Here is a 23,247-nt window from a genome sequence, read left to right on the forward strand (position 1 = left end):
GGATGCGCGATGTCCAACGAGAAACTCTTCGTCATCGTCGGCGGCGGGCTCGCCGGGGCCAAGACGGCCGAGCAGTTGCGCGCCCGCGACTTCCCCGGCCGGATCCTCCTCCTGTGCGAGGAGGAACACCTTCCCTACGAGCGACCACCGCTGTCGAAGGACTACTTCGCCGGCAAGAAGCAGCTTGCGGAGTTCACCGTGCAGCACGGTGACTGGTACCGCGACCACCGGGTCGAGGTCGAACTCGGCGTCACCGTCACCGCGCTCGATCCGGCCGCCCACACGGTCACGCTGCCCGACGGTTCCACCGTGCGCTACGACAAGCTCGCCCTCGCGACCGGTTCGCGCTCGCGGCGCATCCCGCTGCCGGGCGTCGACGCCGCGGGCGTGCACATGTTGCGCACCGTCGAGCAGTCCGACGCGCTGCTTGCCGCCGTCCGCCGCGAGGCGGGGCCGGCGGCGCACCTGGCGATCGTCGGTGCCGGCTGGATCGGTCTCGAGATCGCCGCCGGCGCGCGCGGGCACGGCGCGGACGTCACCGTCGTCGAGGCAGCCCCCCAGCCCCTGTCCGCCACGCTCGGTGAGCAGATGGGAGCCGTCTTCGCGAAGCTGCACCGCAATCACGGCGTGGACCTGCGCACCTCGACGACGGTGTCGGAGATCCTCACCGCCGAGAACCGCGCGAGCGGGCTTCGTCTCGGCGACGGCACCGAGATCCGGGCCGACGCGGTCCTCCTCGCGGTGGGCGCAGCGCCCAACGTCGAACTGGCCCGCGACGCCGGACTGGCGACGGAGGACGGCGGAGTGCTGGTCGATGCGTCCCTGGCCACCAGCGATCCGGACATCGTCGCGGTCGGTGACATCGCCGCCGCCGAGCATCCGCTGCTCCGGACCCGGATCCGGGTCGAGCACTGGGCCAACGCGCTCCACCAGCCCGACGTCGCGGCCGCCACCATGCTGGGCCGGCCCGCCTCCTACGACCGTCTGCCGTACTTCTTCACCGACCAGTACGACCTCGGCATGGAGTACGTCGGGCACGCACCCGGCGACGCGCGGGTGATCACGCGCGGCGACGTCGACTCCCGGCAGTTCCTCGCGTTCTGGCTCGACGCGGCCGGGCGGGTCTGCGCCGGGATGAACGTCAACATCTGGGACGCGGGTGACGACATCCGCGCGCTGATCTCCTCCGGCGAATCCGTCGACCCCCACCGGCTCTCCGATCCGGAGGTGCCACTCGCGGAGGTCGCCGGGTGAACCGGTCCCTCACATGATGGGATGGCAGGCGAGTCGCATCCCGTCGTGAGAAGGAGTTTTCCGTGGCACCACCGAATCTGACCCGCGAGCAGGCGGCCGAGCGGTCCGCGGTCCTGACCGTCGACAACTACCGCATCGAACTCGACCTGACCGACGGCGCGGGCGCTCCGGGAACCACCACGTTCCGTTCGACCACCACCGTCACGTTCGACGCCACGGAGGGCGCGTCGACCTTCGTCGACCTGATCGCGCAGACCGTGCACTCGGCCACCCTCAACGGCAAGCCCGTCGACGTCTCCGGATACACCGAGGAGAGCGGGATCGCGCTGAGCGGATTGGCCGCGCGCAACGAACTGACCGTCGAGGCGGACTGCCTCTACACCAACACCGGCGAGGGCCTGCACCGCTTCGTCGATCCCACCGACGGCGCGGTCTACCTGTACTCGCAGTTCGAGACGGCCGACGCCAAGCGGATGTTCGCGTGCTTCGACCAGCCGGACCTGAAAGCCACGTTCGACATCTCGGTGAGCGCGCCCGCCGACTGGAAGGTGATCTCCAATGCCGCGACGGTGAACACCGTCGCCGCCGACCCCGGACGGCACGTCTTCCGCACCACGCCCCGGATGAGCACCTACCTCGTGGCGCTGATCGCCGGACCGTATACCGAGTGGACCGACACCTACAGCGACGCGCACGGCACCATCCCGCTCGGCATCTACTGCCGTGCCTCCCTGGCCGAGTTCATGGACGCCGAGCGGTTGTTCACCGAGACCAAGCAGGGCTTCGGGTTCTACCACGAGAACTTCGGCATGCCCTACGCGTTCGGGAAGTACGACCAGCTGTTCGTTCCCGAGTTCAACGCCGGCGCGATGGAGAACGCCGGCGCGGTGACCTTCCTCGAGGACTACGTGTTCCGCTCCAAGGTCACCCGCTACTCGTACGAGCGTCGCGCCGAGACGGTGCTGCACGAGATGGCACACATGTGGTTCGGCGACCTGGTGACCATGCGCTGGTGGGACGACCTGTGGCTCAACGAGTCGTTCGCGACCTTCGCCTCGGTGCTGTGCCAGTCGCGTGCCACCGAGTACACGAACGCGTGGACCACGTTCGCGAACGTCGAGAAGTCGTGGGCCTACCGCCAGGATCAGCTCCCCTCGACCCACCCGATCGCCGCGGACATCCCCGACCTCGCGGCGGTGGAGGTCAACTTCGACGGCATCACCTACGCCAAGGGCGCGTCCGTGCTCAAGCAGCTCGTCGCCTACGTCGGCGAGGAACCGTTCCTCGCGGGGCTGCGGGACTACTTCCGTGAGCACGCGTTCGCCAATGCCACGTTCGACGACCTGCTGGCGGCCCTCGAGAAGTCGTCGGGCCGGGACCTGTCGGGGTGGGGCGCGCAGTGGCTCAAGACCACCGGGCTGAACATCCTGCGCCCCGATTTCGACGTCGACGACGACGAGCGGTTCACCCGCTTCGCGGTGATCCAGGAGGGCGCCGACCCCGGCGCCGGGGAACGCCGGGTGCACCGGCTCGCGATCGGGGTGTACGACGACGACGGTTCGGGCAAGCTGCTCCGCACACATCGCGTCGAGATCGACCTCGACGCCACCGAGCGCACCGAGGTGCCGGAGCTCGTCGGCGTCGGCCGCGGCAAGCTGGTGCTCGTCAACGACGACGACCTCACGTACTGCTCCGTGCGGCTCGATCCCCAGTCGCTCGAGGTGCTGATGGACCGGATCGGCGACATCGCCGAGCCGCTGCCGCGCACCCTGGCATGGTCTGCCGCATGGGAGATGACCCGGCAGGCCGAGCTGAAGGCCCGCGACTTCGTGGCGCTGGTCCAGCGCGGCGTCGCGACCGAGACGGAGGTCGGCGTGGTACAGCGGCTGCTGATGCAGGCGCACACCGCCCTCGGCAGCTACGCCGATCCCGGCTGGGCGGCCGAGCGAGGCTGGAACGACTACGCGAACCGGCTGCTGGAACTGGCCCGCGAGGCGCAGCCGGGCTCGGACCATCAGCTCGCGTTCGTCAACGCGTTGACCACGGCCCGGCTCGCGCCGTGGCACACCGAGGTGCTCGGGGAACTGCTCGGCGCCGAGCCTTCCAGCGTGGGGCTGGCCGGACTGGTCGTCGACACGGATCTGCGGTGGCGGATCGTGCAGGCGCTGGCCGCGGCCGGGGAGATCGACGCGGAGGGCGTGGAGTCGCCGTTCATCGACGCCGAGGCCGAGCGGGATCCGACGGCCGCCGGTGCACGACAGGCGGCCACCGCGCGGGCGGCGCGCCCGCAGGAGGCCGTCAAGGAACAGGTGTGGGACACGGTGGTGGGCGACGACTCTATCCCGAACATCACCGCCCGCGCGATCATCGGCGGCTTCGCTCCGGTCGGCCAGTCGGAGCTGCTCGAGCCCTTCGTCGCGCGGTACTTCGCCGACGCTCCGGGCGTGTGGGAGCGCCGCTCCAGCGAGGTCGCGCAGACCGTCGTCGTGGGCCTGTACCCGTCGTGGTCGATCAGCGAGGCGTCCGTCGCCGCGGCCGACGAGTTCCTCGCCGGTGAGCATCCGCCCGCGCTGCGCCGGCTGATCAGCGAGGGACGCGCGGGGATCGTCCGGTCGCTGAAGGCGCGGGCGTTCGACGCGTCCTAGCCGCAACACGCGTGTGGCCGAATGTCACATCGTGTCGATCCGATCGACGTGATGTGACATTCGGCCACAGAGGCGAGGGGAACTACGGCGCGGTGATCGCGTTTGCCATGACGCGGATCGCGCTGACGATGCCGTCGATCAGGTCGCCCTGCCCGAACGACGAGATCGCGGCGGTCACGCCGAGCTGCGTGACCCGGTTGTCGACGCGGTCCGCGACGCCGCGTCCGCTGCGGATCTCGATGGAGCGCTGGTTCGGGTACACGGCGATGAGCACCGAGTTCGGCGCCTCCGGCGTGGTCGGGAACACCGCGTCGGTGGTTGCCGCCGGGTCGGTGGCGTCCGCGACGTAGACGTTGAAGCGCACCTTCGTCGCCCGGGTGGCCTCGGTGAGCGCATCGTCGAGAGCGATCATGTCGCGGTCGCGGAACGGCGGGCCCTCGAACAGGCCATCGAGGGGGCGGGTCCGGGAGATCCGGCCACTCGCCGTCAGCGCCGCACCGTACGGCAGTTCCGCGGGAGCCACAGCCGTCCGGCTGTGCATCACGTCACCACTTGCCACTTGCCCTACCTCCGATCGGGTCGACCGGCGCGCCGGCGACGAGTTCATGATGCCCACCGTGGTGGCCGTGCGTGGTGACCTCGTCGACCGCGCTCCACAGCATCGGATCGTGGTCCCACTTGTCCCCGAGCTTGTACTCGGCGGGCCGCGTGCCCGGAACCGGCTTCGTGAAGACGGAGAAGACCCCGAGTATCACGATGATCGCCACCGGGATGGCAACGAATATGAGGGTTGTCTCGAGAATGCTCACATCGCAAACGGTAGCCCAGCATGTGCGATCCCGGCGCGCTTGCCCCGACTTGCGGCGACGGGGATCAGGCCGCGCCCTCGCCCAGGTACGGCAACCAGGTCGGATGCAGCTCCGGCAGCGTCGCCAGCAGCCGCCAGTGCCGGCCCTTCGGGGGCACGAGCGCGGCGCGCAGCGTCCAGCCGAGTTCGCTGAGCAACTTGTCGGCCTTGCGGTGATTGCACGACGCGCAGCACGCCACGCAGTTCTCCCACGAGTGTTCACCGCCGCGGCTGCGCGGGACCACGTGGTCGATGGTCTCGGCCTTGGCGCCACAGTAGGCGCACCGGTTCCGGTCGCGGTGCATGAGCGCGGCGCGGGTCATCGGCACCCGCGCGTGGTACGGCACGTGCACGAAGCTCCGGAGCCGGATCACCCACGGAATCTGCACCGCCCATTCCGCGGATCGCACCAGCGGGCCGAGCGGATCCTCGTGCACGGTGTCGGCCTTGCCGCCGGCCATGAGCACGACCGCGCGACGGGCGGGCAGCGCGGTGAGCGGTTCGTAGGTGGCGTTGAGCAGAAGTACGCGGCGTTTGACCCAGTCCGGGACAGCGTCGTCGCGTACGACACACAGGGAGTTGGCCCCCGGCGCCCCGTTGTGGGCGTCGGCGGGCGGGAGTTGTCGATGTGCGATGCGTCGGTGCTTCATACGACCTCCGGAAGACTGCTCACAAGTGGACCACGGATCTACGCACGTCGCACGCCGATTCTGACGACTTTCCGGGTCCCGGAGGTGAACATCCCGTGCCGGAGACGTCCGATTGGGGCGCGCACTCCCGGAACCGGCACAATGGACGAGCGAGAGGGACGGTGAGCAGAACTGATGAGTGACGAGCAGACCTTCTACGACGCGGTCGGCGGCGCCGAGACATTCCGCAAGCTCACGGCGCGCTTCTACGAGGAAGTGGCCGAGGACGAGATCGTCCGCCCGCTGTACCCGGAGGAGGACCTCGGCCCGGCGGAACGGCGCATGCGGATGTTCCTCGAGCAGTACTGGGGCGGACCGCGCACCTACTCGGACGAGCGCGGGCACCCGCGGCTGCGGATGCGTCACCACCCGTTCCGGATCGGCCCGCTCGAACGCGACGCCTGGCTGCGCTGCATGCACACGGCGATCGCGTCGATCGACTCGCAGACGCTCGACGACGAGCACCGCAGCCAGCTGATCGCGTACATGGAGATGGCGGCGGACTCGATGATGAACTCGCCGATCTGAGGGCCGGCCACGTTCGAGTCGTGGCCCACCTGTCGGTTTGGCACTATGGGTGGCTGTGAGCACTCCCCCCGGCACCCCTGCACAACGCTGGTGGGCGGACGCCGTCTTCTACCAGGTGTACCCCCGCTCGTTCGCCGACTCGAACGCAGACGGCGTCGGCGACCTCGACGGGATCCGCGACAAGCTCGGATACCTGGAGCTGCTGGGGGTCGACGCGATCTGGCTGAACCCGGTGATGCGCTCACCGATGGCCGACCACGGCTACGACGTGTCCGACCCCCGCGACGTCGATCCCCTGTTCGGCGACCTCGCCGCTCTGGACGCCCTCGTCGAGGCCGCCCACGCCCGCCGGATCCGCGTCATGATGGACCTGGTCCCCAACCACACGAGTTCCGAACATCTCTGGTTCCGGGAGGCGCTGGTCGCCGCACCCGACAGCCCCGAGCGGGCCCGGTACCACTTCCGCGACGGCCGCGGGCCGAACGGCGACCTGCCGCCCAACAACTGGCCGAGCGTGTTCGGCGGCCCCGCGTGGACCCGCGTGACCGAACCCGACGGCACCCCCGGACAGTGGTACCTGCACCTGTTCGCACCGGAGCAGCCGGACCTGAACTGGCGCAACGACGAGGTGTTCGAGGACCTGGAGAAGACCCTGCGGTTCTGGCTGGACCGCGGCGTCGACGGCTTCCGCATCGACGTCGCCCACGGCATGGCCAAGCCCGGCGGGCTACCCGACTTCGACCACTGGGAGCAGAACCGGCTGCTGCGGCACTTCGACGACGACCCGCGGTTCAACAACGCCGAGGTCCACGACATCCACCGCCGGATCCGCTCGGTGCTCGACGAGTATCCGGACACGGTGGCCGTCGGTGAGATCTGGGTGCACGACCACGTGCTGTTCTCGGAGTACCTGCGCCCCGACGAACTGCACCTGGCGTTCAACTTCCATCTTGCGCTCGCGCGGTGGGATGCCGCCGAGATCCGGGAGGCGATCGACGTGTCGCTCGCCGCGGTCGCGCCGAGCGGCGGGGTCGCGACGTGGACACTGTCCAATCACGACATCGAGCGTGAGGTGACGCGCTACGGCGGCGGTCCGCTCGGGCGCGACCGCGCGCGGGCGATGATCCTCGTCGAGCTGGCGCTGCCCGGTGCGGCCTTCCTCTACAACGGTGCCGAACTCGGCCTGCCCAACGTCGACGACCTGCCCGAGGACGCGCTGCAGGATCCGGTGTGGGAGCGGTCCGGGCACACCGACCGCGGCCGGGACGGGTGCCGGGTCCCGATGCCGTGGGAGGGCACGCAGCCGCCGTTCGGCTTCACCAGCGCATCGCAGACGTGGCTGCCGCAGCCGGACACGTGGGCCGGGCTGACCGTCGAGGCGCAGCTCGAGGACGTCTCGTCCACCCTGTCGTTGTACCGGGCGGCGCTCGAGGCGCGACGTCGGCGGCCGGAGTTCGACGGCGCCGACGTGGACTGGTACGGCAGTCCGCCCGGGTGCCTGGCGTTCCGCCGCTCCGGTGGGCTGATCTGCGCCCTCAACACCACCGAGCACCCGGTGGAGATGCCGCCGGGCACGGTGATCCTGTCCAGCGCGCCGCTGGTGGACGGGCAGCTGCCCGGCAACGGCGCGGCGTGGCTGATCTGACCGCACACCGCTCGCCGGCGAGCGCGGTCGCCCTGGTGCTGGCGGCGTCCGCCCTGTTCGGGACGACGGGCACCGCGCAGGCCCTCGGTTCGCGTGCGCTCGGTGTCCCGTTGGACGCCGTCGCGGTCGGGGCGGGCCGCATCGTGCTGGCCGGGACGGTGCTCGCGCTGTTCGCGCGGGCCCGTGGCCCGCTGTTCCCGGCGGGCCGCCGGCTGCCGACGCTGCTCGGCGCCGGCGGCGTGGTGATGTATCAACTGGGGTTCTTCACCGCGGTGCAGACCGCGGGCGTCGCGGCGGGCACGATGATCGCGCTCGGATCCGGACCGGCGTTCACCGGGCTGCTGCAGTGGCTGGTGTCCCGGCGCCGCCCCGGCCGCGTGTGGGCGGTGTCGACGGCGATCGCGGTCGTCGGGCTCGTCCTCATCGTCGCCGGATCGGGCGGCGGCACCTCCGCGGGCGCCGGTTCCGTCGCGGCCGGGGCCCTGCCCGCGCTTGCGGCCGGCCTGGGCTACGCGACGTACACCGTCGCGGGTGCCGCGCTGCTCGGCCGCGGCGCCACCCCGGCCGCGTCGATGGGCGCGATGTTCGGGCTGGCGGCGGTGCCCATGGCGGCGATCCTGCTGGCACAGTGGCCGGGCGGTCTCGACAGCGCGGCCGGCGCGACGACCGTCGTCTATCTCGCCCTCGTCCCCACGGTGCTCGCCTACCTGCTGTTCGCGCTCGGCCTGCGCACGCTGTCGCCCGCGGCGGTGACCACCCTCACGCTCGCGGAACCGGTGGTGGCGGCCGTGCTCGGTGTGCTGGTGCTCGGCGAGCGGCTCGGCCCGGTGGCCCTCGCGGGGACGGTGGTCGTGGTCGCGGCGCTGACGCTGCTGGGCCGGAATCTCGGCGGCGGTGTCAGCGCACGCTGAGGCCGAGACCTCCGCCGCGGCGGAGGTACACGGATCCGTAGCGGGCGTCGAGCCGCAGCCATGTCGCCGACGCCCGCACGCGCACCACTTCGGCCGGGTCGATCCGGTCGAGGTCGATCTCCGCTGTCGCGGGGGCACCGCCCGTGGGCACGAAGCCCATGGCGTTGAGTGCGAACACCAGCCGCATCGGCACCCCGGCCCGCTCTCCCCCACCGGCGACCTCGAGCACCTCCTGCGCCAGCAGCGACGACGGCGGTCCCTGCCCCTGCTCGCGACTGAGCGTGACGCCGCGCTGCGCGAGGTCCACGAGGACGCGGGCGGGGACGTCGTCGAGGTGGACGTACCCGGCATCCGGAGGCAGGGCCCCGCGCCACGCCGAGTCCATCGCCCACCCCGGGTCCATCCCGTCGCCGCCGGCGGCGACGAGGGCCGCGCGCAGCCCGTCCGCGGCGACGGTCGTGTCCGCCGGGGCGATCGTGCCGCGCAGCACCCGGGCGGCGAGGGCGTCGAACCCGGTGTTCACCCACGCCGAGAGCAGCCCGTCGGGGCGTTGCCGCAGCCGCACGACAGCGGCCTCGTCGAGCCGGACCGCGCGGGTCAGGAACGCGACGAGGTCGGAGCGGTCGGCGGGGTCCGGGACCTGCAGCCACCGTTCGGGTGACGTCCCGGCCGCACTGAGGGAATCAGCCACGACGCCACCGCTGCAGGTACTCGCGTTCGGGGCCGGTGAGCCGGCGCAGCCGCTGGGTGCCGATGTCGAACGCCGCGATCTGGGTGGAGGCGACCACCGAGGGCGTGGCGTCGGCGGGCGCGCCGCCGGGCCGGACCTCGTAGCCGATGGTGAAGTCGACCGCCCGCACCTGCTCGACCCACATCAGCACGTCCAGCGGGCTGTCCTCGTGCCGCAACTGGCCGCGGTACCGCACGTGCAGGTCTGCGATGACGGCACCCTCCCGCAGGTTCACGGTGGGCCGGCCGTCGGCGAACAGCCACGGGATGCGGGCCTCCTCGAGGAGGGTGACCATGCGCGCGTGGTTGATGTGCTGGAACGCGTCCATGTCGGACCAGCGCACCTCCACCGCGGTGTGGAAGCCGAACTGCTCGGTCGCGTCCCTCACTGCGCGGGCCCCGCGGCTCCACGGTGCTCCACCCCGGCGTGCTTCAACTGCCTACCTCCTGTCGGGTGCGCCGGCGCGCACCATGCTCCTGACCTGACGCGCCGCCACGGACAGCGTCGCGAGGTCCAGATTTCCAGACAGGAAGATCTCCTCGAGCGCCGACCTCGCCCGCCCGAGCCGCGAGCCGTTGGTCAGCTCCCAGTCCTCGATCATCTCGCGGGTGCTCTCGCCGGGTTCGGCGGTGCCGAGCACGTCGAGGGTGAGCGTGCGCAGCGAACCGTACAGTTCGTCGCGTAGGGCGAGCCGGGCCAGCGAGTGCCACCGGTCGCCGCGCTCGAGGGCCGTGACCGCGGACAGCAGCCAGTCGATCCCCATGTGCGCGTCCATCGCGTAGTACAGCTCGGCGACCTCGGCCTCGTCGCGTTCGGCGATGTCGGCGATGTCGATGACGTCCAGCAGCGGGAACTGGTCGAGGAGGCGGAACACGTCCCACGTCAGCTCCTCCGGGGCGCCACGCGCGAGCAGCGGCTCGGCGCGTTCCTTCAGGTCCTGTACGTGGTGGCCCTGCATCCACTCCTCCACGCGCGGCGCGAGCCGCGCGAACATCGCGCGGTACCGGCTGATCTCGGCACCGACGGCCAGGGGTTGCGGCCGGTTCGACAGCAGCCACCGCGACGCCCGGTCGAGGACGCGGTGCGATTCGAGCAGCAGGTCGTCGGCGACGGCCGCGGTCGTGTCGGCCGCGCGGATGCGCGCCCACAGGCCGGGCAGGCCGAAGATCTCGGTGACGGCAGCGTAGGCGCGGATGGCGTCGGTGCTCGACGCGCCGGCCTCCTCCGAGAGCCGGTAGACGTAGGTGATCCCGCCGTTGTCGACGGTCTCGTTGGCGAGGATCGTCGCGACGATCTGCCGGCGCAGCGGGTGGGACTTGATGCCGGTGCGGAAGGGTTCGCGCAGTTGCCGCGGGAAGTACCCGGGCAGCCGGCCGGCGAAGGTGTCGCTGTCGGGCAGGTCGGTGTCGAGCAGGTCGTCGGCGAGTGCGAGCTTGACGTGGGCGAGCAGGGTGGACAGCTCCGGGGAGGTGAGTCCCTCCCCTTCGAGGCGGCGCCGCTCGATCTCGGCGTCGCCGGGCAGTGCCTCGAGGGAACGGTCGAGACCGCGTTCGGCGACGAGGTCGGCGATCAGCCGCTGGTGCACCCCGAGCATCGTGGGCGCGCCGGTGCGGGAGTAGCCGAGCAGATTGTTCTGGGACATGTTGTCCTTCAGAACGATTCGCCCGACCTCCTCGGTCATGGATTCGAGCAGCGGGTTGCGGTCGGTGGACGTGAGGGCGCCGGCGGTGACCATCGAGTCGAGCAGGATCTTGATGTTGACCTCGTGGTCGGAACAGTCGACACCGGCGGAGTTGTCGATCGCGTCGGTGTTGATCTTGCCGCCGGCCCGGGCGTACTCGATGCGGCCGCGCTGGGTGACGCCGAGGTTGCCGCCCTCCCCGACCACCCGGGCGCGGACGGTGGCGCCGTCGACGCGGACCGCGTCGTTGCCCTTGTCGCCGACGTCTGCGTCGGTTTCGGTGGCGGCCTTGATGTAGGTGCCGATCCCCCCGTTCCACAGCAGGTCCACCGGCGCCCGGAGGATGGCGCGGATCAGTTCGGGGGGCGAGAGCTCGGTGACGTCATCGTCGAGTCCGAGCACGCTACGGGCCTGGGGGCTGAGCGGGACGGACTTGAGCGAGCGCTCCCACACCCCGCCGCCGGTGCTGATCAGGTCCGCGTCGTAGTCGGCCCACGACGAGCGGGGCAGGTCGTACAGGCGGCGCCGCTCGGCGTACGAGGCGGCGGGCTCCGGGTGGGGGTCGAGGAAGATGTGCCGGTGGTCGAACGCGGCCACCAACCGGATGTGGGTGCTCAGCAGCATGCCGTTGCCGAACACGTCGCCGCTCATGTCGCCGACGCCGGCGACCGTGAAGTCCTCGCTCTGCGTGTCGACGCCCAGTTCGCGGAAGTGTCGCTTGACGCTCTCCCACGCGCCGCGCGCGGTGATGCCCATCGCCTTGTGGTCGTAGCCGGCCGATCCGCCGGAGGCGAAGGCGTCGCCGAGCCAGAACCCGTACTCGCGGGCGACCTCGTTGGCGAGGTCGGAGAAGGTGGCGGTGCCCTTGTCCGCGGCGACCACGAGGTACGTGTCGTCCCCGTCGCGGCGGACCACCCGCGGTGGCGGCACGGCCACGCCGCGGGCGCGGTCGAGGTTGTCGGTGACGTCGAGCAGGCCCGCGATGAACCGCCGGTAGCAGGCCTCCCCCTGCGCGCGCACCGCCTGCCGGTCGGCGGCCGCGTCCCCGGTCGGCGCGACGGGGCGCTTGACCACGAAGCCCCCCTTGGCACCGACGGGGACGATGACGGCGTTCTTCACGGCCTGGGCCTTGGCGAGCCCGAGGATCTCGGTGCGGAAGTCCTCGCGCCGGTCCGACCAGCGCAGGCCGCCGCGGGCAACGGAGCCGAAGCGCATGTGCACACCCTCGACGTCGGGTGCGTAGACGAACACCTCGAACTTCGGTCGCGGCTGGGGCAGTTCGTTGATGCGGGTCGGGTCGAGCTTGAACGACAGGACCCGGGAGGGCGCGGCGTCGGCGCGCGAGAGCGCGACGGCCCCGTCGTCGCCGGACACGAAGTAGTTGGTGCGCAACGTCGCCCGGATGAGGCCGAAGAGACCGCGCAGGATCCGATCGGCGTCGAGGCTGACGACGGCGTCGATCCGGCCGACCAGTTCGGCGGCGGCGTCCTGCTCGCGGTCGGCGGACGCCTCGTCGGGGTCGAACATCGCCTCGAACAGTTCGGCGAGCAGCGCGGTGGTGTCCGGGTCGGCGAGCAGCACACCTTCGATGTGGTACTGACTGTAGGGGAAGCCGGCCTGCCGCAGGTACTTCGCGTAGGCGCGCAGCATCATGGCCTGCCGCCAGCCCAGCCCGGCCCGCAGGACCAGTTCGTTGAATCGGTCCGGCTCCGAGAGCCCGTGCCACACGGCGGCGAACGCCGCGGTGACACGGGTGGTCACCCTCGGGTCGGGTTCGAGGTCGACGGGCAGGACCAGGCCGAAATCGTAGATCCAGCAGCTCATCCGGTCGGCGCGGATGATCTGGTACGGGCGCTCGTCGAGCACCTCGACGCCGAGGCTCTGCAGCACCGGCAGCACCTGGCTGAGGGTGATGCCCTCGCTGCCGATGTAGAGCGTGAAGCGCCACCGGCGCGGGTCGGCGCCGGGGGGCCGGTACAGCAGCAGGTCGATGCTGCCGTCGCGCAGTGCCTCGAGGCGGGCGATGTCGGCCAGCGCCCGGACGGCGTCGAAGTCCTCCTTGTAACCGTCGGGGAGCGCCTCCGCGTAGCGCTGCACCAGCACGGGATCGACGGTGTGGTCGGTGGCGGCCAGGTCGGCGAGGTGGTCGTCCCAGCTGCGGCTGGCCTCGGTGAGCAGGGCCTGGATGCGCAGGCGATTCTCCTCGGAGGTGTCGATCCGCGGCAGGGCCTGTCCCGGCGGGGTCCGGATGGTCACGTGCAGCAGCGCCAGGTCGCCCTCCGTGACCCGGGCGGTGTAGTGGATGGAACCCCCGCCGTACTCGCGCATCAGGATCTGCTGCATCGCGACCCGGACCCGTGTGTTGTAGCGGTCGCGGGGCAGGTAGATCAGGCACGAGACGAAGCGGCCGTAGGGGTCGACCCGCAGGAACAACCGCAGTTGCCGGCGCATCGCGACCACCGCGGTGACGGTCTCGTAGAGGGTGTCGGTGTCGGCGGAGAACAGTTCCACCCGGGGCAGCGCCTGCAGCACCTCGAGCATCGCCTGTCCGGTGAAGGACGACAGTTCCACGCCGGCGCGGGCCACCACCTCCCGGACCCGGCGCGCCAGCACGGGAATGTCGAGCACGTTCTCGTGCAGCGCGGTCACGGCCAGCACACCGAGGAACCGGTGCTCGCCGACGACGCGACCGTCCGGGCCGAGGACGGCAACGCCCACGAAGTACGGGTACACCGAGCGGTGCACCGTGGCAGGCAGGGACGCCTGGGTGAGCACCAGCAGCGGCCGGTCGGTGGCCTCGACGGTCGCCGACATGTCGATCACGTCGTCGGCGGCGAGGTCGGAACGCAGCACCCCGAGACCACTGCCGGGCACGGCGCGGGCGTGCCGCGTCCCGGAGGCGTCGGCGACGATGTCGTAGCGCCGGTAACCGAGGACGGTGTAGTTGCCACGCGCGAGCCAGCGCAGCAGCGCCGCCGTCTCCCGCAACTCCTCCGCGGCGTGCCGCGGCGGCGGGTTCTCGGCGAGCGCGTCGAGTTCGACGGCGAGATCGCGTTCGCGGGCGAGCATCGCGGCGGTGTCGGCCCCGACCTGCCGCACGTCGGCGAGCACACCGCCGATCTCGGTGCCGACGGTGTCGAGGGTGGCCTCGGAGGTGGCCGGGTGCAGCTGGACGTGAATCCACGACTCCGCGACGAAGCCGTGCGGGGGCGTGGTGTCGGCCACCATCTCGAGCAGGCGTCCGTCCTCGTCGCGCCGGACGGACACGACGGGATGGACGAGTTCGCGGATGGCGACGCCGAGCCGGGTCAGCAGCGCGATGACGGATTCGACGAGCAGCGGCATGTCGTCGGTGACGATCTGCAGGGCGGCGCCGACGCCCCACCGATCGCCGGGCCGGTAGACGCGGGTCAGGACGGCGTCGGCACTCCGCTCGCGGCCGAGGTCCAGGTGGGCGAACAGGGCCGGATCGGGGGCGTCGAGGGTGTCCGCGTAGCGGCGATAGACGTCCTCGAGCGCGGCCGCCGAAAGCTCACCGCGCCGGTTCGACGAAACCCCCTGGGGTGTGGCGGACTCGGCCATGGTGCTCACTCCCTCATTCGCCGCCGGAAACCGGCAGCGCCGCGGACAGGCTCTGGTTCGAGCCTATCCGCGGCGCCGGGTGTGAGGGGGGAATCCCGCGCCGGGTGGTCAGGCGACCGGCGCGGCGACGTACTCCTCGAGAACCGCCCGCTCCTCGGCGGACAGCGGCCGGGAGGTCTCCGTGCGCGGGTCGAACCCGACGAGCACCGCGTCCCCGGAGCCGCACGGATTGCCCTGCACGTCGGTGATCATGTGCCGCAGGGTGTACGAGCTGTTGCCCACGTGCAGGACCGAGATGGCGACGGTGATCGGGCCGGAGTCGTCCTTGAGCGGACGCAGGAACTCCACGTCCATCTTCCGCACCACCACGGCGCCGCGCGCGAACGGGCCGCTCTGCAGGAACTTGATCCGGGCTTCCTGCATGTACTCCACGAACTTCGTGTTGTTCACGTGCCCGAGACGGTCGGAGTCGGCCCAGCGGACCTCCAGCGTGCAGGTGAAGGTCTTCTGCCCCGGCTCAGTCACGGGTGAGCTTCCGGTGGGTGACGCGGTGCGGACGCGCCGCCTCCGCCCCGAGCCGCTCGACCTTGTTGGCCTCGTACGATTCGAAGTTGCCCTCGAACCAGAACCACTTGCCCTCCTCGACGTTGCCTTCCCACGCGAGGATGTGGGTGCAGGTGCGGTCGAGGAACCAGCGGTCGTGGGAGATCACGACGGCGCAGCCGGGGAACTTCTGCAGCGCGTTCTCGAGCGAGCTCAGGGTTTCGACGTCGAGGTCGTTGGTCGGCTCGTCGAGCAGGATCAGGTTGCCGCCCTCCTTGAGGGTCAGTGCCAGGTTCAGACGGTTGCGCTCACCACCGGAGAGCACCTCGGCCTTCTTCTGCTGGTCCGGGCCCTTGAACCCGAAGGCGCTGACATACGCGCGCGAGGGCATCTCGTTCTGGCCGACCTCGATGTAGTCGAGTCCGTCCGAAACCACTTCCCACACCGTCTTGTTGGGGTCGATGTTCGCGCGGGACTGGTCGACGTAGCTCAGCCTGACGGTGTCGCCGACCTTCACGGTGCCCGAGTCGGGCTTCTCGAGGCCGACGATGGTCTTGAACAGGGTGGTCTTGCCGACACCGTTGGGACCGATCACGCCGACGATGCCGTTGCGCGGCAGCGTGAACGACAGGTCCTTGATCAGCACGCGGCCTTCGAATCCCTTGTCGAGGTGGTCGACCTCGACCACGACGTCGCCCAGGCGCGGCGGTGTCGGGATCTGGATCTCCTCGAAGTCCAGCTTGCGGAACTTCTCGGCCTCGGCGGCCATCTCCTCGTAGCGGGCCAGACGGGCCTTGCTCTTGGTCTGGCGCGCCTTGGCGCCGGACCGGACCCACTCGAGCTCCTCCCGGAGGCGCTTCTGCAGCTTCTGGTCCTTCTTGCCCTGCACCTCGAGGCGCTCGGCCTTCTTCTCCAGGTAGGTGGAGTAGTTGCCCTCGTACGGGTGCAGCTTGCCGCGGTCGACCTCGCAGATCCACTGCGCGACGTGATCGAGGAAGTACCGGTCGTGGGTGACGGCGAGGACGGCGCCCGGGTAGCTCGCGAGGAACTGCTCGAGCCACAGCACCGACTCGGCGTCGAGGTGGTTGGTGGGCTCGTCGAGCAGCAACAGGTCGGGCTTGCTCAGCAGCAGCTTGCACAGGGCGACGCGGCGGCGCTCACCGCCGGAGAGGTGGGTGACCGGCTCGTCCGGCGGCGGGCAGCGCAGGGCATCCATGGCCTGCTCGAGCTGCGAGTCGATGTCCCAGGCGTTGGCGTGGTCGAGTTCCTCCTGGAGCTTGCCCATCTCCTCCATCAGCTCGTCGGAGTAGTCGGTCGCCATCAGCTCGGCGATCTCGTTGAACCGGTCGAGCTTGACCTTGATCTCGCCGAGACCCTCCTCCACGTTGCCGCGGACGGTCTTCTCCTCGTTGAGCGGCGGTTCCTGCAGCAGGATGCCGACGGAGGCTTCCGGGTCGAGGAAGGCCTCGCCGTTGCTGGGCTGGTCCAACCCGGCCATGATCTTGAGGATGGACGACTTGCCCGCGCCGTTCGGTCCGACCACACCGATCTTGGCACCCGGGTAGAAGCTCATGGTGACGTCGTCGAGAATGACCTTGTCACCGTGCGCCTTGCGCACCTTCTTCATCGTGTAAATGAACTCCGCCATAGGTCCAGCGTATCGGGCGGACCCGCAGAACCCACATCCCGGACGACCGGGCCCGCCCGGCGGGACCCGGGAGCGGGCCGGCTACGACCCGAACAGCCGCGCCACGAACGGGGTGGTGTCGGGCAGGGACCGGGTCATGGTCGTGTTGTGCCCGGCCACGTACACCCGGTAGTCGGCGTCGGCGCCCCCCGCCCGCAGGTCGGCTGCGAGTTTGGCCGACAGCGGCGCCGGAACCATCGTGTCGTGGATGCCCTGGGCGAGGAACACCGGCCGGTCGTACCCGCTCGTCGGGACGCCGAGGTAGTCGGCGAACACGGCGGGGAACCGGCCCGCGGACAGCGGCAGCGCCGCCAGCTCACCCACCCGCACCCCGTCGGCGAGCGCGTTCAGCTCGTTGTAGCAGAGCTGTTCGGCCGCGTCGACGAACTTCCGCCCGGTCGGGGTCAGGTAGCTGTTCACGTCCAGGTCGGGCTGGGCGGCGCGGAGCCCGGCGAAGATGTAGGAACTGAAGGCCACCAGACCCTCGAAGCCCGGATCCGGGAATCCGGGTCCGCCCATGGGAAACAGCTGCTCGAGGTTGGACGGCGCCCCGGTGGTGACGGTGCCGCGGAAGTCGAGCTCCGGGGCCCGCGACGAGGCCCGGTGCGCGGTGTGCAGCGCCGCGTGCCCGCCCTGGGACTGGCCGACGACGACCCAGCGCTGCGACAGCGACGGCTCGGCGGCACGGCCCGCGCGCACGATGTCGACGACGCTGTTGGCGGCGCTCTGCCCGTCGAGATACGGGTGGACGCCCTCGGTGCCCAGGCCCGGATAGTCGGCCGCGACGACGGCGTAGCCCTGGGCGAGCCAATGCTCGAGGTACGGACGCTCGAGATCGGACCACGGGTGCCGCGACGGGGCGCAGCCGTCGGCGATGCCGACGGTGCCGTGCGCGTAGGACACCACCGGCCAGCCGCCCGCCGGGGCCGGCCCCGGCGGGAGGAACAGCACGCCGGTGCCGACGGCCGGAGCGCCGGAGCGCCACTCGGTGCGGTAGGTGAGCCGCTCGGCGACCGCGGCACCCGGCACCGACATCTCGGCCGGCAGCGGCTCGACCGACACGATCGCGCCCGGCGCGGGGTCGGCGGCCGCGACGGACGGGGCGAGCACGCCCGCCAGCACCGCGCCGATCGCGCCCAGCGCCCGTCGCCACCGTCTGTTCCGGCCCATGAAGTCCTCCGCTCGTCCGAGGGGCGTGCCGATCGTCGGCATGCGCCACCTCGCACGTCGGTCGCCGGCCGTCCCGCGTTACCGGACGAATCGGGCGGCCACGAACGGTGTCGTGTCCGGGAGCGCGGCGAAGAGGGTGGCGAAGTGGTCGTCCGGATAGGTGCGGTAGTCGACGTCGGCGCCACCGGCCCACAGGTCGGCGACGAGCTTGAACGACAGCGGCGCGGGAACCATCCGGTCCCGCAATCCCTGGCCGACGAACAGCGGCCGGTCGTAACCGCGGGTCGGGACACCGAGGTAGTCGGCGAGCGCGGCCCGCATCCGGTCGTCGCCCAGCGGCCGGGACAGCAACTGCCCCACATCCACGTCGGCGGCGCGGTCCTCGAGATCCCCATAGCAGAGGTACTCGGCGGCGTCGACGAGATCGCGTCCGACGGGCGTGAGGTAGCTGTTCACGTCGAGGTCGGGGCGTGCCGCCCGCAGCCCGGCCATGATGTAGGCGCTGAACGAGACGAGCCCGTCGAGGTCGAGGTCGGGGAAGCCGGGCACCCCGAACGGGAACAGCAGCTCGAGGTTGGACGGCGCACCGGTGGCGACCGCGCCGCGGAAGTCGAGCTCCGGCGCGCGCGCCGTGGCCCGGCGCGCGGTGTGCAGCGCCGCGTGCCCGCCCTGCGACTGGCCGACGACCACCCACCGCTGCGACAGCGACGGCTCGGCGGCCCGGGCGGCGCGGACGACGTCGACGATGCTGTTCGCGGCGGTGGGCCCGTCGAGATACGTGTGCAGGCCCTCGGTACCGAGGCCGGGATAGTCGGCGGCCACCACCGCGTAGCCCTGCGACAGCCAGTGCGCGAGATACCGCCGCTCCCGTTCGATGCGCCGGTTGCGCGACGGCGCACAGTCGTCGCCGATGCCGACGGTGCCGTGCGCCCACGACACGACCGGCCAGCCTCCGTCGGGTGCCTCACCCGGCGGCAGGAACAGCACCCCCGTGCCGACGGCGGCGACGCCGGACCGCCACTGGGTCCGGTAGGTGAGCCGCTCGGCGACCACGGCACCGGGCACGGAGAGTTCGGCCGGCAACGGTTCCACCGACATCACCGCGCCGGGCACGGGTTCGGCGACCGCGACGGCCGGGCACATCACGGCCACCGACGCGCAGGCCGCCCACAGCGACCGGCGCACTCCCCACCTGCTCACGGCGCAACCCCTCTGCTCTACCTGCCGACCAATGTCGCCGCGAACGGCGTGGTGGCCGGCAGGGCGTCGAACATGGTCTCGGAATGCCCGTTGGGGTAGGTGCGGTAGTCGACGTTCGTGCCCCCGGACCACAGGTCGGCGACGAGCTTGAACGACAGCGGCGCCGGCACGACCTGATCCCGCAGCCCCTGACCGAGGAACAGCGGCCGATCGTAGCCGCGGGTGGGCACCCCCATGTAGTCGGCGAGCGCGGCACGCATGCGGTCGTCGCCGAGCGGGCGGGCGAGGATCTCCCCCACGCCGATGCCGCGGACGCGGTCGCCGAGGTCGGCGTAGCAGAGCCGTTCGGCGTCGTCGACGACGTCCCGCCCGACCGGGGTGAGGTAGCTGTTCACGTCCAGGTCGGGCCGCGCGACCCGCAGGCCGGCCAGGACGTAGGACAGGAACACGGTGGTGCCGTCCAGGCCCAGATCCGGAAAGCCGGGACCGCCGAACGGGAACACCGTCTCGAGGTTCGACGGCGCGCCGGTGGCGATCATGCCGCGGAAGTCGAGTTCCGGCGCCCGCGTCGTGGCCAGGCGCGCGGTGTGCAGGGCGGCGTGACCGCCCTGCGACTGGCCGATCACGATCCACCGGTTCGACAGCGAGGGCTCGGCGGCGCGGGCGGCCCGGACGACGTCGACGACGCTGTTCGCGGCGCTCGGCCCGTCGAGATACGTGTGCAGGCCGTCGCCGCCCAGGCCGGGATAGTCGGAGGCGACCACGGCGTAGCCCTGGGACAACCAGTGCCCGAGGTACGCCCGGTCGCGGTCGCTGCGCGGGTTGCGCGACGGGGCGCAGTCGTCGCCGATGCCGACGGTGCCGTGCGCCCACGACACGACCGGCCAGCCGCCCGCGGGGGCCTGGCCGGGCGGCAGGTACAGGACACCCGACGCGGTGGTCTCCGCACCGGACCGCCACTGGGTGCGGAAGGTCAGCCGCTCGGCCGTGGCCGCACCCGGCACCGACAGCGCACCGGGCAGTGACTCGACCGCGACCACCTCGCCGGGCGCGGGCTGCGCGCCGGCCGTCGCGGGCACGACCAGCCCGGCCGCCACGGCGCCGATGCACGCGAGCGCCCGCAGCCGCCACCCCGTACCCCTCATCGCGCTCCTTCCGTCGTCGGTGCCAGGCGCTCAAGTTAACAGCCGAGCCCGAACGGACGGGACGTTTCGGACACGGCGACGCCGGGCATCTTCCGGGGATGACGACTTCCCCGGCGAGCTCGACGCGACCCCAGGCCACCTCCGCCGACCGGCTCCGCGTCGCAGGCGTCGCCGTGTCGGCGATCACCGCGGTCGCCGTCTCCTTCCTGGGATCCGGGGCCGTGGTGGGCACACCGATCTCCGAGGTGGCGGGTGGGGCGCTGTCCGCCGACGCGACGGCGGTGGCGCCGGGCGGTCCGGCGTTCTCGATCTGGTCGGTGATCTACCTGGGCCTGCTGGCGCTCGCGGTGTGGCAGGCCCTGCCCGCGCACCACGCCGACCCTCGCCAGCGGACGCTCGGCCGGTGGATCGCCGCGTCGATGCTGCTCAACGCCGCGTGGATCCTCGTCGTGCAGCTCGAACTGCTCGCGGTCAGCGTCGCGGTCATCGCCGCGCTGCTGGCCGTGCTGGTCCGGATCTTCCTCGGCCTGACCCGCACCGCGCCGTCGTCCCGCCTCGAGGGCGTCGTCGTGGACGGCACCATGTTCCTGTACCTGGGCTGGGTGGCGGTGGCCACGGTCGCGAACACCGCGGCGGCTCTGCGCGCCGCGGAGGTCGACCCGTTCGCGCTGGGCGCCGACACCTGGGCGGTGCTCGTCCTGGTCGTGGTCGCCGCGGTGTCGGTGCTCCTCGCCGTCGCCGGGCACGGGCGGCTCGCCGTCGCCACGGCCATGGCGTGGGGGCTGGTGTGGATCGCGGTGGCCCGCAGCGGCTACACCGGCTTCACCTCCACCCCGGCCGCCGTCGCGGCCGGCGGCGCGGCGGCCGTCGCGCTGCTCTCCGCGGTCGGCGTGCGACTGCGCACCGAGACCGCGCGGCGCCGGCGACCCTAGTGGCCCTCGCGGTCCCGCCGCGCCAGCTCGGCGAACATCGCGTTGTGGGCGGCGAGATCGGCGTCGTCGTCCCGCTCGGCGGCGCGGTCCACCCGTCGCGCGGTGCGCTCGTCGCTGCGCGACCACTGCACCAGCAGGGCCAGCATCACCAGCACCAGCGGGATCTCCCCGGCCGACCAGGCGATGCTGCCGCCCACCTTCTGGTCAGCGAACAGGTCGCTGTTCCAGGCCAGGCCGAGACCGCGGTAGTAGGACTCGGCCATCACCGTGCCCATGCTCATCAGGGTCACACCGAAGAACGCGTGGAACGGCAGCGAGCCGAACACCATCGCCAGCTTCGTCACCGGCGTCACGTCGCGCGGCGACGGGTCCACGCCGATCACGACCCAGTAGAACAGGTAGCCGCTCATCAGGAAGTGCAGGTTCATCAGCACGTGCGCGGCGTGACTGTCGGCGTTGGCCTCGAAGATCCCGCCCAGGTACAGCGCGTAGAAGCCGCCGACGAACATCACCGACGCGACGACCGGATGGGTGAAGAACCGCGACGGCGGGCTGTGCAGGAACGCCAGGAGCCATTCACGCGGGCCGGGGTAGCCGTCGCGGCCCGCCGGTTTGAAGGCCCGCAGCGCCAGGGTCATCGCCCCGCCGAGGGCGAGCAGCACGGGCGCCAGCATCGACATCGCCATGTGGGCGCCCATGTGCACGCTGAACATCGCCGGCGAGTACATGCCCACGCCCGACGACGTGGCGACCAGCAGCACGAAGCAGCCGGAGAACCAGGCGATCGACCGGCCGACGGGCCAGCTGTCGCCGCGCCGGCGCAGCGTCCACAGCCCGATCGCGTAGCCGACCGCGAGAACCAGGGCGATCGTGCCGAAGATCAGGTCGAAGCGCCACGCGCCGAAGAAGAGGGTGCCGACCGTCGGGGGGCCGTCCAGGTTGTAGCCCAGCTCCACCTCGAGCAGCGACGGCACCGTCGCCGGCGGGGGCGGCGGGGTACGGCCCAGCCCCACGGCCAGTCCGACGGTGGCGGCCAGGATGACGGCCTCGACGGCCGCGAACCGGACGAGCGCGCCCCGGTCGTCGGGGTTCGCCTCGAGGGCGGGCAGCGCGCGGCGCCGCTGCATCCATCCGAGGACGCCCAGGGCGATCAGCGCCAGCGCCTTGGCCACGATCAGCCGGCCGTAGGTGCTGGTGAGCAACTCGTCGGCCGGCAGCCGCACCGCGGCGTTGACGATGCCGCTCAGGGCCATCACCGCGAAGGCCACCCCGGCGACGAACGAGAACCGGCGGGCGGCGAGGTCGGTGTGCGCGCCGCGGCGCCACCCGTGGGCGAGCAGGGCGAACAGGCCGCCCGCCCACACCGCGGCCGCGACCAGGTGCAGCACCAGGCTGTTGGTGGCCATGTCGTGCGATCCGCCCGACGACGAGTGCCCCGTCAGGGCCAGCGGCATCAGCGTCACCAGGGACAGCAGGAGCAGGTACGGCACCCACGACCAGCGCACCGCGGCGCGGATCAGCACCGCCAGGATCAGGGCGAGCGCCGCCGTCCACGCCCACGCGAGCGCGGTGTCGATCTGCCCGATCGCACCCCACAGGTTCTCCGGCTTCAGCGCCTCGGCCAGCGGCTGCCCGGACGTGTCGGACAGGGTCAGCGGCACCAGCACCGCCGAGCAGAACGCCCAGATCAGGGCGGCGGCGCCCGCGGTGCGCATGGCCCGGTAGCCGTCCACGTCGAGCACCCCGCTGCGCTGCGGCGGCACCAGGAACGCGGCGAAGAACAGCGAACCGACCGCGGCGACGGCCGCGACCTCCGCGATCGCCCGCACCGCGGGCAGCCCGTAGGTGGTGAGCGGACCGGGGTCGGGGATGCCCAGCAGCACCAGCGCCTGCGCGGCGGACAGGCCGACCACGATCGGCGCGACGACCGCGGCGACGAGCCCGAGGAGGACGTACAGTGCCGACGTGTTGCGCCGCCCGGCCGGCGGCGAGGACGTCGGCGCGGCCGACGCGAGCTCGGGTGATGCCATACCTAACAGGGTAGGACCTCGACGAGCG

18 protein-coding genes are annotated in these 23,247 nt (G+C 71.6%); 6 read left to right on the plus strand and 12 right to left on the minus strand.

The genetic code is table 11. The features are described from left to right. Positions 1–9: 9 nt before the first annotated feature. Positions 10–1,254, plus strand: coding sequence for an NAD(P)/FAD-dependent oxidoreductase (locus A4U64_RS13865; protein ID WP_050036341.1), 1,245 nt, complete (start codon positions 10–12; stop codon positions 1,252–1,254). A gap of 62 nt (positions 1,255–1,316) precedes the next feature. After that, positions 1,317–3,899: an aminopeptidase N gene (pepN, locus tag A4U64_RS13870; protein ID WP_050035062.1), complete on the plus strand. Its 2,583-nt coding sequence runs from the start codon at positions 1,317–1,319 to the stop codon at positions 3,897–3,899. Positions 3,900–3,981: 82 nt separating this feature from the next. Here pepN and A4U64_RS13875 read toward each other — a convergent pair whose 3' ends face one another. From A4U64_RS13875 to A4U64_RS13885, 3 genes are all read right to left on the minus strand, one after another. Then, entirely contained in the window at positions 3,982–4,458 is a 477-nt protein-coding gene (locus A4U64_RS13875) for a DUF5130 family protein (protein ID WP_006930552.1), read from the minus strand. Then, positions 4,445–4,708 (minus strand): aa3-type cytochrome oxidase subunit CtaJ, encoded by a 264-nt coding sequence (ctaJ, locus tag A4U64_RS13880; RefSeq protein ID WP_006930550.1) that lies wholly within the window; start codon positions 4,706–4,708, stop codon positions 4,445–4,447. Before ctaJ ends, A4U64_RS13875 begins: the two co-directional genes overlap by 14 nt. Before the next feature lie 64 nt (positions 4,709–4,772). Continuing rightward, the gene (locus tag A4U64_RS13885; RefSeq protein ID WP_006930548.1) at positions 4,773–5,396 is read right to left on the minus strand and encodes an HNH endonuclease; all 624 of its coding nucleotides are present in this window, start codon (positions 5,394–5,396) and stop codon (positions 4,773–4,775) included. A gap of 174 nt (positions 5,397–5,570) precedes the next feature. Here A4U64_RS13885 and A4U64_RS13890 point away from each other — a divergent pair, with 174 nt between their 5' ends. The 3 genes from A4U64_RS13890 to A4U64_RS13900 are packed head-to-tail and all read left to right on the plus strand — an operon-like array spanning position 5,571 to position 8,519. Beyond that, entirely contained in the window at positions 5,571–5,963 is a 393-nt protein-coding gene (locus tag A4U64_RS13890) for a globin (RefSeq protein WP_006930544.1), read from the plus strand. Positions 5,964–6,018: 55 nt separating this feature from the next. Next, complete coding sequence (locus A4U64_RS13895; RefSeq protein WP_065922673.1) at positions 6,019–7,608, plus strand: glycoside hydrolase family 13 protein; 1,590 nt, start codon at positions 6,019–6,021, stop codon at positions 7,606–7,608. Further along, positions 7,596–8,519, plus strand: a complete 924-nt coding sequence (locus tag A4U64_RS13900) for a DMT family transporter (RefSeq protein ID WP_006930541.1) — start codon at positions 7,596–7,598, stop codon at positions 8,517–8,519. Before A4U64_RS13895 ends, A4U64_RS13900 begins: the two co-directional genes overlap by 13 nt. On the opposite strand, the gene A4U64_RS13905 is transcribed toward A4U64_RS13900, so the two are convergent. The 8 genes from A4U64_RS13905 to A4U64_RS13940 all read right to left on the minus strand — a co-directional run bounded on the left by A4U64_RS13905 (position 8,506) and on the right by A4U64_RS13940 (position 20,257). After that, positions 8,506–9,210 (minus strand): hypothetical protein, encoded by a 705-nt coding sequence (locus A4U64_RS13905; RefSeq protein WP_006930539.1) that lies wholly within the window; start codon positions 9,208–9,210, stop codon positions 8,506–8,508. The genes A4U64_RS13900 and A4U64_RS13905 overlap by 14 nt on opposite strands. Further along, complete coding sequence (locus tag A4U64_RS13910) at positions 9,203–9,637, minus strand: acyl-CoA thioesterase (RefSeq protein WP_006930531.1); 435 nt, start codon at positions 9,635–9,637, stop codon at positions 9,203–9,205. The genes A4U64_RS13905 and A4U64_RS13910 overlap by 8 nt, the downstream gene beginning before the upstream one ends. Positions 9,638–9,688: 51 nt before the next feature. Further along, a complete protein-coding gene (locus A4U64_RS13915) occupies positions 9,689–14,512 on the minus strand; it encodes an NAD-glutamate dehydrogenase (protein WP_232334080.1) in 4,824 nt (1,607 codons plus the stop codon). Between the two features lie 108 nt (positions 14,513–14,620). Further along, entirely contained in the window at positions 14,621–15,037 is a 417-nt protein-coding gene (locus A4U64_RS13920; RefSeq protein WP_065922675.1) for an acyl-CoA thioesterase, read from the minus strand. Further along, on the minus strand, positions 15,030–16,703 hold the full coding sequence (ettA, locus tag A4U64_RS13925) for an energy-dependent translational throttle protein EttA (RefSeq protein WP_006930524.1): 1,674 nt from the start codon (positions 16,701–16,703) through the stop codon (positions 15,030–15,032). The genes A4U64_RS13920 and ettA overlap by 8 nt, the downstream gene beginning before the upstream one ends. Positions 16,704–16,784: 81 nt before the next feature. Beyond that, positions 16,785–17,912 (minus strand): lipase family protein, encoded by a 1,128-nt coding sequence (locus A4U64_RS13930; protein ID WP_029543063.1) that lies wholly within the window; start codon positions 17,910–17,912, stop codon positions 16,785–16,787. Between the two features lie 78 nt (positions 17,913–17,990). Then, complete coding sequence (locus A4U64_RS13935; RefSeq protein WP_044475560.1) at positions 17,991–19,055, minus strand: lipase family protein; 1,065 nt, start codon at positions 19,053–19,055, stop codon at positions 17,991–17,993. A gap of 74 nt (positions 19,056–19,129) precedes the next feature. Beyond that, positions 19,130–20,257, minus strand: a complete 1,128-nt coding sequence (locus A4U64_RS13940) for an alpha/beta hydrolase family protein (protein WP_065922676.1) — start codon at positions 20,255–20,257, stop codon at positions 19,130–19,132. Positions 20,258–20,355: 98 nt separating this feature from the next. On the opposite strand from A4U64_RS13940, the gene A4U64_RS13945 reads away from it, so the two are divergent. After that, the gene (locus A4U64_RS13945; protein ID WP_065922677.1) at positions 20,356–21,189 is read left to right on the plus strand and encodes a tryptophan-rich sensory protein; all 834 of its coding nucleotides are present in this window, start codon (positions 20,356–20,358) and stop codon (positions 21,187–21,189) included. On the opposite strand, the gene A4U64_RS13950 is transcribed toward A4U64_RS13945, so the two are convergent. After that, entirely contained in the window at positions 21,186–23,219 is a 2,034-nt protein-coding gene (locus tag A4U64_RS13950) for a cytochrome c oxidase assembly protein (RefSeq protein ID WP_029543056.1), read from the minus strand. The genes A4U64_RS13945 and A4U64_RS13950 overlap by 4 nt on opposite strands. Between the last annotated feature and the right edge of the window lie 28 nt (positions 23,220–23,247).

The sequence above is a fragment of the Rhodococcus sp. WB1 genome, assembly GCF_001700945.1.
In the GTDB taxonomy this organism is placed as follows: domain Bacteria; phylum Actinomycetota; class Actinomycetes; order Mycobacteriales; family Mycobacteriaceae; genus Rhodococcus; species Rhodococcus aetherivorans.